Origin of the sequence: Gilliamella sp. A7 (genome assembly GCF_002142015.1) — a bacterium.
GTDB lineage: Bacteria > Pseudomonadota > Gammaproteobacteria > Enterobacterales > Orbaceae > Gilliamella > Gilliamella apis_A.
Genome location: NZ_NASN01000001.1, coordinates 165,638 through 180,314, shown reverse-complemented (window position 1 = coordinate 180,314; position 14,677 = coordinate 165,638). Strand labels below are relative to the sequence as shown.

Genomic DNA, 14,677 nt, shown 5'->3' with positions numbered 1-14,677 from the left:
ATCCCATATTGAATAAATTTAATTGTAGTATGGAGTAAGTAATTTTTATTTACTTGTTTCTTTATGATTTTTAACAAATTTATTAATAATGAAAATTAGAATAATAGTAAATCATAATTTAAATTTAGCGTTTTTATGACAGATAAAATTGTGTGAAAAGTTGGCTCCTCCAACAGGACTTGAACCTGTGACATACGGATTAACAGTCCGCCGTTCTACCGACTGAACTATGGAGGAACCGAAATGTAGCGCGCATATTATAGATTTAATGACACTATGTCAATAGTTAAATTGTTTAAAATGCGTTTTTTGTAGCAGATTATCTCGATTATTATGCTTCAAGTATTCGGATTGTCTTGAATAATGTCTTTTGTCTGAGGAGTTGTTGTGGATGTGATCCTAGTTCTCCTTCAGGGATTGTTTGATTTAATGCTTGATAATATTTGATCCAATAAGGCAGAATTTGGCCTGTGGCTAAATCGCTAAAGTTCATAGGATAACGTTGAAAATAATCTTCACCAGATGGGTACTTGAAGGCATAAGTAATCAGTTCACTACAGTAAAACCCTTTATCATCTTCGCGAAAACTATGGTTATAAGGCAACCCTAGACAGGTTTGTACTCGCATTAATGCGTTTTTAATGACGGAATCATCATAAATGGTTGCTACTAGATTATATTGAGCGGTAGCTAAAAAGTTGTTAAGGGGCTGTTGGATTACCCCGTGTTTTTGAGTGGCTTCAATGACGATATTATTGCCAATATATAACCCAACATGGCTTATCTGATTGATTATCTCATCCGAGCAAAGCTGTGAACCAGAATGCGTAATCGCTTCATTAAATTCGCTTTCTTCATGCTGGGATTGAAAAATAATATCGCCAATTTGCATTTTTATTGATGTTTTTTAGCGTGGTGACGCCATAATGAAAACATGACACAAGTTGCGATGATAAATTTAAGTGCATCCACACCAACAAAAGGTAAATAGCCTACTTGTATCGCTTCGCTAAGGGAAATATGTAAATACCCCATTAAATAGACCACACCAAAGACAAATAACAACTGGTGAGCACAAGCAAAGGCAACTAATCCTAACAGAAAACGACGATCGTAACCTTTTTCTGCTGCATATCCAGCTAAATAAGCACTAAATACATAACCATATAAATAACCAGCAGAAGGAGAAGCAAGCGCCATAATGCCACCGCTACCATTGGCGAAAAGTGGTAATCCTAATGCACCTAAAAAAAGGTATTGAAGAATTGCTAGAGCACCTAATTTACGCCCCAAACAAGCTCCGATCAGAAGCACGCCTAATGATTGTAGACTGAATGGTACCGGATAGGTTGGAATACTGATATTTGCGGCAACGCCTAGCAGCAATGCGGCACAAGTAACTGCGCACAACTTGCGTTGCCAAGAGGATAAGTTGAATAGTGTATTAATATAAGTTGGATAGTACGATGTTAATTGTTGTTTCATTATTTTCTACCATTAAAAGCTAAATAGTAGCGTCATAATAATACAAAAACAAAGTATGTAAACTATTTTTTTATAAAATAGTTTACATTTGTTGGGAGAATTTTGTTTTAAACTAAAAAAGGATTTGTCATTCGTTCATTGCCAAAGCTCGACATCGGACCATGACCAGGAACAAAGATAAAATCATCACCAAGCGGAAATAGTTTATTTGTGATAGAGGAAATTAAATCGGCATGATTTCCTCGAGGAAAGTCGGTACGGCCAATGCTACTTTTGAATAAGACATCACCGACAAAAGCAATTTTATCTTTGGCATTGATAAATACGATATGGCCAGGAGTATGGCCAGGGCAGAACAGAACATCAAGTGTAATGTTACCCACTTTAACTTGTTCCCCTTTTGTTAACCAGCGATCAGGTAAAAAAATATCCGTATAAGGAAAGCCAAATTGCATACATTGTTGCGGTAGTCCAGAGAATAAAAACTCATCTTCTTGACTAGGGCCAATGATCTTAACATCATAGTGGTTAGCTAACGCCACGGCAGCGCCAACATGATCTAAATGGCCATGAGTAAGCAAGATTTGCTTGATATTTATGCCCAGTTTTTCCACTGCTTTTCTAAGCAATTCTGGCTCACCACCAGGATCAATAAAGGCAGCTTCGTTTGTTTCATCACACCAAATAATGCTACAATTTTCTTGAAAAGCTGTAACTGGAATGATCTGATATTGAAACATATAATTCTCCCTTAATTGCTTAGCGCCGGTTCGTTAAATTTTTACCATCTTGTGTGTTTAGTTGCGCAAAAATCATGCTTGATAGCATAGTCACAATACCTAGTATAACAAAGGTTAATTGAAATGCGTGAATAGTAGTTGTTGAATTGCTGAATAATCTTACTAATACCGCACCAAAACCAGTACCAAAGCTAATGGCTAATTGCTGATTAACCGCCATTAAACTATTACCACTGCTGGTGCTTTCACCTTGTAAATTAGCTAATGTGATACTATTCATTGAGGTAAATTGCATTGAATTGATTCCTCCAATGCAAAATAACAAAATGCCTAATATTACTAATGGTGTCGCTAAGTTTATTAATGACATTAAAAGAATCAAAATTCCAGCTAAGATGGTATTAGCAACCAATACAAAACGGTAACCTAAACGAGCAAGAATCCGCGTAATAAAAAATCTGGTACAAATTGAAGCAATAGCCACGGGGACTAACATCATGCCAGCAAAAATTGCTGAATAACCAAAGCCAACTTGTAGAAATAGTGGAATAAGGAAAGGCACGCCAGAAATGCCCAATCGACAGACTAAATTACCGATAATACCAATTTTAAAGGTCCGGATAGTAAATAATGATAGTGGAAATAGTGGCCCAGATTTTTTTTGCGCATAGGTTCGATAAATAAATAAAAAAATCAGACTGATGATGGCAAGCGTTATTGGTAAATAATATTGTTGACCTTGATTTAAATATTCGACACTAAGGGTAGCACTGATAAAAGTAATAACGATAAAAAGAAAACCAAAGAAATCAAAAGGCATATGTTTGCCTTTAATGTTAGGCATATACTTTAAGCTAATAAATACCCCTAAAACCCCAATTGGCAAGTTAATCAAAAATACCCAATGCCAACTCACCATATCGACTAGATAACCGCCTAAAACCGGCCCTAGTACTGGTCCGATTAATCCTGGAATTGTTGCGGTATTTAATGCCGCTAAAAACTGGTTACGTTTAAATGCTTTAATCAAAACTAAGCGAGAAACTGGTACCATCATTGAACCACCAATACCTTGAATTACTCTTGATATATCTAAGAAAATTAATGAATTGGATAAAGCACATAGTAATGAACCTATTGTAAAGAGTGATACTGCTAGTACAAAGATATTTCGGGTACCAAATTTATCTGAAAGAAAGCCACTTACCGGAATAAATAGTGCTAATGTTAGTGCATAACAGATTACCGCTGACTGCATGTTCAGGGGGGATTCATTAAGATCTTTGGCCATAGTTGGCAAAGCAGTATTTAGAATTGAGGTATCGAGTGATTGCATAAAAAAAGCAAATGCAGCAATCCAAGGTAATATACGATAGACAAAAGGTGGTAACTGTAGTTCGCTATTCATTTGTTCAGCCTAAAATTGATTGATATGCTGGAAGCAGAGGAGTTTTATTAATCCTAAGATTATACTCTCTGACTCATCTGGTATGATTGAGTGAGAGAGCTAATGAATGCTATTTTACAATATGCTCTGTTAATTGCTGGATTTTTTCTTATTTTTAACAGGTTTTCCTTGCCAATAACCAGCCAATAGTGAACCCGAAATATTGTGCCAAACAGAAAAGACCGCAGCAGGTAATGCCGATAATGCTGAAAAGTAGGTTGTACCTAATGTTGCAGCTAACGCTGAGTTTTGCATGCCTACCTCTAAGGACATGGTTCGACAAGTGGACTCGTCAAAACCAAATAAACGACCGCCCCAATAACCACCAAGTAAACCAATACCATTATGAATAATGACGGCAAAGATAACGGTTATACCTACTTGAGCAATGAGAGCATGACTACCGGCAACAACAATACAAATAATTAATAAGATACAAAGCATCGACAACAGTGGTAAGAATCGTTCACATTTTTTTACCAAAGGGTTTAAAAAATGGTGGACAATTAAACCTAAAAGAATAGGGACGAGAACAATTTGGACAATATGTACCAACATATCCCAAACCGGAACTTCAACGGTAGTACCTACTAACAATAATGTGAGTAATGGGGTGACTACAACGCCAACCAGTGTTGATACCGATGAAATAGTAACTGATAATGCTACATCACCTTTAGCTAGATAAATCATTACATTAGAGGCGGTACCACTAGCAACACTCCCCACAAGAACCATGCCGACTAATAGCTCAGGTCGCATAGTGAATAGTTTAGATAAGATTAACGCAGTCACTGGCATTACAATATAATGCAGTAAAGTACAAATTATGACCGCTTTCGGTTTGGTGACGACGCGTTTAAAATCATCAATACTTAACGTCACCCCCATGGTAAACATGACAAACATTAATAATTGTGATGTATGTGGTCGCACAGGCAGGAAGGTATCAGGTGAAAAATAGGCAGCTATTGCACAAAGAATTGCCCATAAAGGAAATAATCGAGTTAATGAAATAATGGATTGTACAAAAAGTTGACTATAGCGCTGCGACATAAAATATCACCTTTTCTTGATAAATCATTAATAATTAAATGGTTATCTTTTGATTGGATTTGTAATTTCCATTCTATTAATTCTACTAAATAGCGTCAAGGTATTTGTTAAGATAGCGTTAATTATTTGTGAAGGCTGTTCTGTTCGCAATTGACTAAGAATATTAAAAATATCGACAATGTTTTCGGGGCGATTTATTTGTCCTTGGCGACCGCTTAACGGCATATCTGGAGCATCAGTTTCCAACACTAAACTTTCCAGCGGTAATTTTGCAATGGTTTGGCGAGTTTTATTGGCTCTGGTATAACTTATTACTCCACCAACACCAATATAATAGCCTAATTTAATAAATTGCAGTGCTTGTTGATAGCTACCAGAAAAGCCATGGATCACCCCACGACATGGCAAATTAGCTTGATGTAATTCATGATAGATAATGTCGTGTGTTTTGCGTGAATGGATTAAAACGGGTAAATCATAGCGCTTGGCTAATACTAATTGAGCTCGAAAATAATCTAGTTGCTGTTGCCAATCAACAGATTGGTCATAACGGTCTAAGCCAATTTCACCAATGGCAACTAATTTTGTAGGGTGAGTACTAACTATATCTGATAGTTGTTCAAGATCAGCCGGCGAGTGTTGATAGATAGGGTGTAAACCGAGTGCAGCATAAAGTTCACCATATTGCTCGGTGAGTTGTAATATTTGACTAAAATGTGTTGCTGATACAGCAGGAATAATTAAGCTATTAATTTTAGCTTGGCGAATATTATTGATTGAATTCTCGAGATCGGTAACAAAAGCAGGAAAATTGAAATGGCAATGCGTATCGATAAACATAGTGCCTCCTATTCTTCGACTTGATGTAATAATATCGGCAATAAATATCGCTGAGCAAACTGTATTATTTGTTCTATTAGATCATCGGTTAATTCGGGATAAAGCCTTGCGTAATAACTATCACATTCTGCGGTAAGAAATTGGCCACCTTGCCAAGTGGTTAATAATTTGCTTATTGCTTTTTCACTGAGTTCAATTTGTCCAGTTTTTGGATTATATGCAGCAAGCAACCAGCTCCATGCGCTTTGTAATGGCATTAATAGTGGTTGGTTGACACCTTTTATAAAACCTTCAACGAGATCCGTTAATAGGGTTAACGCTTGTGGGGCATCAATGTGTAAAAATCGCCATTGGTTGTCTTCTCGGCCATATAAGCGACTTTGGCTGTCGGTTTTATCCCAATTCAAAATACAGTAAATTAAGTGATCAATCCATAATGAAATACCATCACGAATCGAGAGTTTAGCTGGGCGCCAAGTTAAAATACCATCTGCTTGAATGTGGGTTAGCCAACCTTGTAATGGATAATGTTGTTCATCTATCACAATGGTTAAATTTACCTCTAAGGTTGATGGATTGGTTCTCTCTTCAATGATTTTATTGGCTAAAGGTTGCAGTGCTTCACACAGTTCATCATAAATAATCTCACCAAATGCACCGTCTGGTAACTCACCAGTTAGCTTAAGCCGTTGGTAAAAGTTATCACAGCCTTGCGAGTCTTTAGCAATCATTTCATTTAAAATTTGTAGATTAAGTTGATAGCGTTTTAAGTTATCTAGGCTAAAGTTTTCAGCATCGGGCAAGGTGTCATCTAAATAATTGATATAAAAATTAAAGCGTTTTTGTAAGAAAAAACGAATAGAGTGTTGATAAAAACGTTTTAATTCATCTAGATTGATATTATCCACAATGACTTTGGTAATATCGCTGATAAATGATTGGGTTTCTCCCGCTTTTAACGCGGCAGGTAACCACTCATCAGCATAACTTTTAGGTTCATTTAAGAAATTTTGTGGATTAAATGGTGTGCGAGTATGCAACGTTCTTAAGTTATCAATTAAAGAAGTGTTTTTATCTGAATCTTTATCAGTAGCATCATGATAATACTGCACAATATAATCCCAAAGCTCATCGACTAATACTGACGGATAACGTTCGCTATCATCTTTCATATCTCGACCTATATAACTGATATAGAGTTGATCTTGTGCAGATAAAATAGCTTCTAAAAACAGATAGCGGTCATCAATACGTCGACTACGATCACCTCGACGCGGGTTTTGAGCAATTAAGTCAAAATCTAAAGGTAAAGATGTTCTTGGATAATCACCATCATTCATGCCTAATAAACAGACTAATTTAAAAGGAATCGAGCGCATTGGCATCATAGTACAAAAGTTTATCTTACCGACTAAAAAACGATGGGCTAGGTGATTTTGCTCCAATCGTGATTGCATCGCATCATGTAAAATAGTTATTGAAATTGGATCGGTAAAATTAGCATTTAAACCACTGCTAATCAGTTTTTGCCACTCTTCTTGAATCATTAATAAAATTGATTCACGTGAGTCATTGCTAACAAAAAAATCATTAATCAGTTCAATACAGCAGCCTTGCCATTCAGTTAATGGCTTATCTTCACTGAGAATGGTTAACCATTTACGCACGGATTTTATAAATTCTGCTAACTGACCAATTAATTCAGCATCTAAGCCGGTAGCACCATCATAAGCTAGTATCTGTTGCCAACCACCTTGTTCACTATTCATGGTATAACCAAGTAATAACCGTTCAAGGCCAAATAGCCAGCTGTGAGCATTTTCTAGACCAAAACGAATGCCTGATTCAATAATCCAAGTATGTAATAAAGTTAGTTGTGACTCACTTATGGCAAACTTTTCAGCAATGGCTGGAATTTCAAGTAGATTAAATAACTCTTCAGCGGTAAAGCGGCTTTCAGTAAAGTTTAAGATAGCAAAAAATCCTTGCACCATTGGATCAATATTACGCGCTTTTTGATCGGAAATTGTGAATGGTAAATAGCGTTGTCCTTCAGCGTTACCGAATACTGACCGAATATAGGGTACATATTTATCAATATCTGAAACCATGATAATACAATCACGTAATTCGAGTGTTGGATCGGCATCAAATGCAGATAATAGATAATCATAAAGTACTTCGACCTCACGCTGTTCGCTATGGCAAGCGTGGAAGGTTACTGATCTATCAGTTTTCTTTATAGGCGCTTTTACATCACTAGTTTGATAAAGCTCTAAGATATCTTGCTGAATTGCATCTAATAAACATTTTCGCTCATGGTCGACAAAAATATCAATATCTTGTTTATTATTGAATTCCTGCAATAAAAATAGGTTATCTCGCCCTAATTTACCCCAAGATGTTAATAATGGGTTAGGAATATTATCAGGTGTATTTTGGATCTCTAATAGCTGTTTTTCTACAATATCGCCCCAATACCATTTGCAAGGATTATTAAACATTAAATGGACATCAATGTGTTGACCAAGTGCTGATAATAATGATAAATAAATTGGTGGTAGTGAGGTAATACCAAAAATATAGACTCGTTTCGGTAACGATTTTAATCTTGTGCGATCGAAATCATTATCTAATAAAATGTCTAACATTTGCTGATAGATATTGGCACGATGATAAGGTTGACTAATTGCAATTAGTTGTCGCCATAATTCAGATTGCCAGATTTCATCAGGATGATGATTTAGTTCAGCTACCGTTTGCTTGCTTTCCCATTTGGCTAACCAATCAGGGCGATAAACTAAATATTGGTCAAATAATTGTGCGATTCGAGTCGCTAGTTGATACTGTTTTCGTTCTTCTTTATCAATATTAAGATAATGTTTAATGGTATCAAATTCAGGTCGCTCGATAATTTTTGGCAATAGATAATACAAACGCCAAGTCATTGATTCGACATTATAACTATTTTCCTGAGGTGAATTAGGTAACAGAGTTTGGTATAACTGCCAGATAAATTGGCTTGGAAAAAGAAAATCAACATTAGCAACTATCCCTAGATCATTGGCTAATTCAATTTGTAACCATTGTGCCATACCTTGACTTTGCACCATAACCATATCAGGCATAAAAACCTGTTCTAGCGGATCTCTGCGCATTAATTCGCTAACGAGTGATTTGAGTAAATCGACTTGATTAGAATGATAAATGGTGAACATAGTTACATTAATATTAATAGAATTAATCAGATTATCGCTGATTGCTATTAATAAATCTAGCTATGATTAAATAGTAGCTTTTTATAACTAAATAACTATATAAAATGCCAATAGTTTTATAAAAATTTTGAGGAAAGGGGTTTTTTAGAGGTAAAAAGTGCGTTTTTTAGATAGTGATAATTCAATTAATTGTTCAACAAATAATAAAAAAGGCTACAGTTTATTAATTTGTAGCCTTTTATTGCCTGGTTTAGTGATCAATATCCTTATTGACCTAAACGACGAGTTAATTCTATAACTCGTATTTTTGCTAAGGCTTTTGAAAGTTCAGCAGATGCTTGAGCAAAAGACATATCATCGCTAGGGTGATTAATGTGTTCTTGCGCTTGTCTTACTGCTTCTTGAGCCCTTGCTTCATCCAAGTCTTCACCACGAATGGCGGTGTCAGCTAATATTGTTACCATAGTTGGTTGTACTTCTAAAATACCGCCAGATAGATAAATAAACTCTTCTTCACCATCGGCTTTAACAATCCCGACCATTCCCGGCTTAATGGTTGTCAGTAACGGAGTGTGACCAGGATAAATTCCTAGTTCACCTTCTCGTCCTGTGACTCTGATTCGCTGAACATCACCTGAAAAAAGGTGAGATTCAGCACTAACAACTTCTAATTGATAGGAAGTTAGTGCCATAATGCTCTCTCCGTTCTATAAATCTCTTAGAGAGATTTCGCTTTCTCAATCGCTTCGTCGATTGAACCAACCATATAAAATGCTTGTTCAGGAATATGATCATAATCACCATTCATAATACCTTTAAAAGCACTAATTGTGTCTTTTAATGGTACATATTTACCTGGTGAACCAGTGAACACTTCCGCAACGAAGAATGGTTGAGATAAGAAACGTTGAATCTTACGTGCACGAGCAACAGTTAATTTATCATCTTCTGATAATTCATCCATACCAAGAATTGCAATGATATCTTTTAATTCTTGATAACGTTGAAGAATTGACTGTACGCCACGAGCACAATCGTAATGTTCTTGACCAACAACTAGTGGATCTAATTGACGACTGGTTGAGTCAAGTGGGTCAACCGCTGGGTAGATACCTAATGATGCGATTTGACGACTTAATACGATGGTTGCATCCAAGTGAGCAAAGGTTGTTGCTGGTGATGGGTCAGTTAAGTCATCGGCAGGTACATATACTGCTTGGATTGAGGTAATTGAACCCGTTTTAGTAGAGGTGATACGTTCTTGTAATAACCCCATTTCTTCTGCTAATGTCGGTTGGTAACCTACCGCAGATGGCATACGACCTAATAGTGCAGATACTTCGGTACCGGCTAAGGTATAACGGTAAATATTATCGATAAATAATAGTACGTCTTTACCTTCATCACGGAATTTTTCTGCCATAGTTAAACCAGTTAACGCTACGCGTAAACGGTTCCCAGGTGGCTCATTCATCTGACCATAAACTAATGATACTTTATCAAGTACGTTTGATTCTTTCATTTCATGATAGAAGTCGTTACCTTCACGAGTACGTTCACCTACACCAGTAAATACTGAGTAACCTGAGTGCTCGATAGCGATGTTACGAATTAATTCCATCATGTTTACAGTTTTACCAACACCGGCACCACCAAATAGACCGACTTTACCACCTTTTGCAAATGGACAAATTAAGTCGATAACTTTGATACCAGTTTCAAGTAATTCTGTTGAGTTAGCCAACTCTTCGTATGTTGGTGCTGCACGGTGAATTGCCCAACGCTCTTCTTCACCAATTGGACCTGCTTTATCAACAGGATCACCTAGTACGTTCATTATACGGCCAAGAGTTTTTGTTCCTACAGGAACTTCAATGCCGTGACCAGTATTTACTACTTTAAGTCCACGTCTTAAACCATCAGATGAGCCCATTGCGATACAACATACAACACCACCACCTAATTGTTGCTGAACTTCCAGAACTAATTTATCAGTGCCAGTTTCCACTTCTAATGCATCATATACCTTTGGTACTGCATCTTCTGGGAATTCGACATCAACCACCGCACCGATGATCTGGACAATCTTTCCAGTAGCCATTTTTAATCCTCTACGTCTTTTTCTTAACTATAAGCCAATATTTAGCACTAACCTGAAACAGCAGCTGCACCAGATACAATATCAATTAATTCATTTGTGATCGCACCTTGACGGGCTTTGTTATACACAATTTGTAATTCATTAATTAAATTTGCACCGTTATCGGTTGCTGCCTTCATGGCCACCATTCTTGCTGCTTGTTCACTCGCTAAATTGTCAACCACCGCTTGATAGACTTGTGATTCAATATAACGACGTAAAATCACATCTAATAATGATTTTGCATCAGGCTCATAAATATAATCCCATGATGAAGCTTTAAGTTCTTTATCTTCTGAAGCCGGTAATGGTAATAATTGCTGTATTGTTGGCTTTTGCGACATGGTATTAATAAACTTATTGGTTACAATATATAGTTTATCAATTTTACCGTTGTCATATGCCTCAAGCATTGTTTTTACCGGACCAATTAATTCAGATAAAGTTGGTTCATCACCTAAATTGGTTACTTGGGTTAAGATGTTGGTTTTTACTGAAGAGAAAAACGAAACACCTCGAGAACCAATTAAAGCAACATCTGCTTCAACGCCTTTCTCTTGCCATGCTGACATATCAGCAATAACAGTTTTGAAAAGATTGATATTTAATCCACCACATAAACCACGATCGGTTGAAATGATAAGATAGCCAACTCGCTTAACATCCCTTTCTTCCAAATAAGGATGCTTAGTGCCTATTTGAGCTAACGCTAAATGTCCAATTACTTCACGAATCATTTCAGCGTATGGACGACTAGCCGCCATTCTATCTTGCGTTTTACGCATTTTAGAATTAGCTACCATTTCCATCGCTTTGGTGATTTTTTGCGTACTTTGGATACTGGCAATTTTCGTTCTAATTTCTTTTGCATTAGCCATTTGTTACCTCACCCTTACCAAGTTTGAGTTGATTTAAAGCTTTCAAGCATTGCTTTTAACTTGTTTTCAATCTCATCATTGTAATTGCCTGTTTCGTCGATTTGTTTAACAAAATCGGCATATTGACTATGGGCATAAGCAAGAAGTGCTGTTTCAAATGATAATACTTTAGCAAGTTCAACATCTTCAAGATAACCACGCTCCGCAGCGTAAAGTACAATTGATTGCTCAGCAACAGTCATTGGTGAGTATTGCTTTTGTTTGAGTAATTCAGTTACTTTTTCGCCATGGCTTAATTGGTTTCTTGTTGCTTCATCTAAATCAGAAGCAAATTGTGAGAATGCTGCTAATTCACGATATTGTGCAAGTGCGGTACGAATACCACCAGATAATTTTTTCATTATCTTAGTTTGCGCAGCACCACCAACACGAGAAACCGAAATACCAGGGTTTACCGCTGGGCGAATACCTGAGTTAAATAAACTAGTTTCAAGGAAGATCTGACCATCAGTAATCGAAATTACGTTAGTTGGTACGAACGCTGAAACGTCACCTGCTTGAGTTTCGATAATTGGTAATGCAGTTAATGAACCTGTTTTACCTTTTACTTCGCCTTTAGTGAATTCCTCAACATAAGCTTCGTTAACCCGAGCTGCACGTTCAAGTAAACGAGAGTGAAGATAAAATACATCACCCGGGTAAGCTTCACGTCCAGGTGGACGACGAAGTAATAATGAAATTTGACGATAAGCAACCGCTTGTTTTGATAAATCATCATAAACAATTAATGCATCTTGACCGCGATCACGGAAGTATTCTCCCATGGCGCAACCAGCGTAAGGTGCTAAGTATTGTAATGCTGCAGATTCAGATGCTGATGCCACAACCACAATTGTGTTTTTAAGTGCACCATGCTCTTCAAGTTTACGCACTACGTTAGCAATAGTTGATTGTTTTTGACCGATTGCAACATAGATACATTTAACACCAGAGTCACGTTGATTAATAATGGCGTCAATTGCTAATGCCGTTTTACCTGTTTGACGGTCACCGATAATAAGTTCACGTTGACCACGACCAATTGGAATCATTGAGTCAACCGCTTTGTAACCAGTTTGTAATGCTTGGTCAACTGATTGACGGTCGATAACACCTGGAGCAACCACCTCTACTGGTGAAAATCCATCATGTTGAATAGAACCTTTACCATCAATTGGTTCACCTAGGGTATTAATAACACGGCCTAATAAACCATCACCTACTGGTACCTGTAAAATACGGCCAGTACATTGCACTTTCATCCCTTCAGATAAGTCTTCGTATGGTCCCATGACCACAGCACCAACAGAATCTCTTTCAAGGTTTAATGCCATTGCATAACGGTTGCCTGGTAATGCAATCATTTCACCTTGCATTACATCAGTTAATCCGTGGATTCGAAGAATACCATCACTTACAGAAATGATAGTTCCTTCATTGTGAGCATCACTCACAATATTGAACTGAGCTATCCGCTCTTTAATTAGTTCACTTATTTCAGTTGAATTTAGCTGCATTATCAGTCCCCTTAAGACTGTAGAGCGTCATTTAGTCGATTTAGACGCCCTCTGATACTACTATCAATAACCATATCGCCCGTACGAATAATAAAACCAGAAATGAGCGATTTATCAATATGACATTTTAGTTTTACTTTTCGTGATAAACGTTTTTCGACTGCGAAAGAAATTTTATCAAGTTGTTCACTGGTAAGCTCGTTAGCAGAAATTACCTCAACATCTGCTTGTGCTTCTTTATCTAAACAGTATTGCTCAAACAAACTTAACACTTCAGGAAGTAGAGATAATCGTTTGTTTTCAGCCATAACTTTAATAAAATTAGTGCTAAACTCATCTAATACATCTTTACAGATATTGATGAGTAAGTTAGCCACTGAATCAGTTTTCATGTCAGATGTTAAGATACTTCTTATTTGAGCATCTTTGCTCACTTCAGATGTTAACACCAACATTTTATGCCATGATTCGATGCTATTTTTTTCAACAGCAAAGTCGAAAGCAGCTTTAGCATAAGGGCGAGCAATCGTAATTAAGTCAGCCATTGCTCTATTCTCCTTATAGTTCAGCTACGAGTTTATCAATGATGTCGCTGTTAGCGGCTTCATTAACAGAACGTTCAATAATTTTTTCTGCACCGGCAATAGCGAGTGTAGCGACTTGTTGTTTAAGCTCTTCTCTAGCGCGTTTGCGCTCAGCTTCAACTTCAGCAAGTCCTTGAGCAACAATCCTTTCTTTTTCACGAGAAGCTTCTTGTTGTGCTTCTTCAAGAATGGCTGCTTTGCGTTTATTCGCTTGCTCAATAATTGCATTAGCCTCAACCTTAGCCTGTTGCATTATGTCAGATGTATTTGCTTTGGCTAATTCCAAATCTTTTTTTGCTGTTTCTGCTGAAGCAAGTCCATCTGCTATCTCTTTTTGGCGTTTTTCAATCGCTCGGATAACGGGTGGCCAAACAAACTTCATACAGAACCAAACAAACAATACAAATGTAATTGCTTGGCCGAGGAGAGTTGCGTTCATATTCATGAGACAATTCCTCTTAAATTATTATTAACCAGCAACAGCAAAAATGACAAATAGTGCAATACCTACACAAATCATAGGGATCGCATCAACTAGGCCCATAACGATAAAGAATTGGGTACGTAACATAGGCATTAATTCTGGTTGGCGAGCAGCACCTTCTAAGAATTTACCACCTAATAGACCAATACCAACTGCACCACCGATTGCAGCTAATCCCATCATTAAGCCTGCGGCTACATATAAAATTTCCATTATATACTCCAGTTTATTATCTAAAAAAAGTTAAAA

The 14,677-nt window shown here is 36.9% G+C and carries 14 protein-coding genes and 1 tRNA gene; all 15 read right to left on the bottom strand.

Annotated features, from left to right (window positions below; translation table 11 throughout):
* Nucleotides 1-161: 161 nt before the first annotated feature.
* Nucleotides 162-237, bottom strand: a tRNA-Asn gene (locus B6D18_RS00860).
* Between the two features lie 94 nt (nt 238-331).
* Entirely contained in the window at nt 332-892 is a 561-nt protein-coding gene (locus tag B6D18_RS00855) for a YiiX/YebB-like N1pC/P60 family cysteine hydrolase (protein WP_086362708.1), read from the bottom strand.
* Nucleotides 893-894: 2 nt separating this feature from the next.
* Nucleotides 895-1,485, bottom strand: a complete 591-nt coding sequence (locus tag B6D18_RS00850; protein WP_034901530.1) for a biotin transporter BioY — start codon at nt 1,483-1,485, stop codon at nt 895-897.
* Between the two features lie 107 nt (nt 1,486-1,592).
* On the bottom strand, nt 1,593-2,225 hold the full coding sequence (locus B6D18_RS00845) for an MBL fold metallo-hydrolase (protein ID WP_086362707.1): 633 nt from the start codon (nt 2,223-2,225) through the stop codon (nt 1,593-1,595).
* A 19-nt stretch (nt 2,226-2,244) separates the two neighbouring features.
* The gene (locus B6D18_RS00840) at nt 2,245-3,633 is read right to left on the bottom strand and encodes an MFS transporter (protein ID WP_086362706.1); all 1,389 of its coding nucleotides are present in this window, start codon (nt 3,631-3,633) and stop codon (nt 2,245-2,247) included.
* Nucleotides 3,634-3,762: 129 nt separating this feature from the next.
* Nucleotides 3,763-4,728 carry a bile acid:sodium symporter family protein gene (locus B6D18_RS00835; protein ID WP_086362705.1) on the bottom strand — a complete coding sequence of 322 codons (966 nt, stop codon included), beginning with the start codon at nt 4,726-4,728 and terminating at the stop codon, nt 3,763-3,765.
* A gap of 42 nt (nt 4,729-4,770) precedes the next feature.
* Complete coding sequence (locus tag B6D18_RS00830; protein WP_086362704.1) at nt 4,771-5,568, bottom strand: TatD family hydrolase; 798 nt, start codon at nt 5,566-5,568, stop codon at nt 4,771-4,773.
* Between the two features lie 8 nt (nt 5,569-5,576).
* Nucleotides 5,577-8,786: an exodeoxyribonuclease V subunit gamma gene (gene recC, locus B6D18_RS00825; RefSeq protein ID WP_086362703.1), complete on the bottom strand. Its 3,210-nt coding sequence runs from the start codon at nt 8,784-8,786 to the stop codon at nt 5,577-5,579.
* Nucleotides 8,787-9,052: 266 nt separating this feature from the next.
* On the bottom strand, nt 9,053-9,478 hold the full coding sequence (locus tag B6D18_RS00820; RefSeq protein WP_034901523.1) for a F0F1 ATP synthase subunit epsilon: 426 nt from the start codon (nt 9,476-9,478) through the stop codon (nt 9,053-9,055).
* Between the two features lie 26 nt (nt 9,479-9,504).
* Nucleotides 9,505-10,887 (bottom strand): F0F1 ATP synthase subunit beta, encoded by a 1,383-nt coding sequence (gene atpD, locus B6D18_RS00815; RefSeq protein WP_034901521.1) that lies wholly within the window; start codon nt 10,885-10,887, stop codon nt 9,505-9,507.
* Between the two features lie 47 nt (nt 10,888-10,934).
* Entirely contained in the window at nt 10,935-11,804 is an 870-nt protein-coding gene (atpG, locus tag B6D18_RS00810) for a F0F1 ATP synthase subunit gamma (protein ID WP_086362702.1), read from the bottom strand.
* A 14-nt stretch (nt 11,805-11,818) separates the two neighbouring features.
* Nucleotides 11,819-13,360, bottom strand: a complete 1,542-nt coding sequence (gene atpA, locus B6D18_RS00805) for a F0F1 ATP synthase subunit alpha (protein ID WP_034901516.1) — start codon at nt 13,358-13,360, stop codon at nt 11,819-11,821.
* 11 nt (nt 13,361-13,371) lie between these two features.
* Nucleotides 13,372-13,905 (bottom strand): F0F1 ATP synthase subunit delta, encoded by a 534-nt coding sequence (gene atpH / locus B6D18_RS00800; RefSeq protein WP_086362701.1) that lies wholly within the window; start codon nt 13,903-13,905, stop codon nt 13,372-13,374.
* A gap of 13 nt (nt 13,906-13,918) precedes the next feature.
* Nucleotides 13,919-14,389 carry a F0F1 ATP synthase subunit B gene (gene atpF, locus B6D18_RS00795; RefSeq protein WP_034901512.1) on the bottom strand — a complete coding sequence of 157 codons (471 nt, stop codon included), beginning with the start codon at nt 14,387-14,389 and terminating at the stop codon, nt 13,919-13,921.
* 24 nt (nt 14,390-14,413) lie between these two features.
* A complete protein-coding gene (atpE, locus tag B6D18_RS00790; RefSeq protein ID WP_371328850.1) occupies nt 14,414-14,641 on the bottom strand; it encodes a F0F1 ATP synthase subunit C in 228 nt (75 codons plus the stop codon).
* Nucleotides 14,642-14,677 lie beyond the last annotated feature (36 nt).

Bases quoted from the DNA above. Each gene is read 5' to 3' on its own strand.
- B6D18_RS00855 (WP_086362708.1), bottom strand. From the start codon at position 892: ATGCAAATTGGCGATATTATTTTTCAATCCCAGCATGAAGAAAGCGAA.
- B6D18_RS00850 (WP_034901530.1), bottom strand. From the start codon at position 1,485: ATGAAACAACAATTAACATCGTACTATCCAACTTATATTAATACACTA.
- B6D18_RS00845 (WP_086362707.1), bottom strand. From the start codon at position 2,225: ATGTTTCAATATCAGATCATTCCAGTTACAGCTTTTCAAGAAAATTGT.
- B6D18_RS00840 (WP_086362706.1), bottom strand. From the start codon at position 3,633: ATGAATAGCGAACTACAGTTACCACCTTTTGTCTATCGTATATTACCT.
- B6D18_RS00835 (WP_086362705.1), bottom strand. From the start codon at position 4,728: ATGTCGCAGCGCTATAGTCAACTTTTTGTACAATCCATTATTTCATTA.
- B6D18_RS00830 (WP_086362704.1), bottom strand. From the start codon at position 5,568: ATGTTTATCGATACGCATTGCCATTTCAATTTTCCTGCTTTTGTTACC.
- recC (WP_086362703.1), bottom strand. From the start codon at position 8,786: ATGTTCACCATTTATCATTCTAATCAAGTCGATTTACTCAAATCACTC.
- B6D18_RS00820 (WP_034901523.1), bottom strand. From the start codon at position 9,478: ATGGCACTAACTTCCTATCAATTAGAAGTTGTTAGTGCTGAATCTCAC.
- atpD (WP_034901521.1), bottom strand. From the start codon at position 10,887: ATGGCTACTGGAAAGATTGTCCAGATCATCGGTGCGGTGGTTGATGTC.
- atpG (WP_086362702.1), bottom strand. From the start codon at position 11,804: ATGGCTAATGCAAAAGAAATTAGAACGAAAATTGCCAGTATCCAAAGT.
- atpA (WP_034901516.1), bottom strand. From the start codon at position 13,360: ATGCAGCTAAATTCAACTGAAATAAGTGAACTAATTAAAGAGCGGATA.
- atpH (WP_086362701.1), bottom strand. From the start codon at position 13,905: ATGGCTGACTTAATTACGATTGCTCGCCCTTATGCTAAAGCTGCTTTC.
- atpF (WP_034901512.1), bottom strand. From the start codon at position 14,389: ATGAATATGAACGCAACTCTCCTCGGCCAAGCAATTACATTTGTATTG.
- atpE (WP_371328850.1), bottom strand. From the start codon at position 14,641: ATGGAAATTTTATATGTAGCCGCAGGCTTAATGATGGGATTAGCTGCA.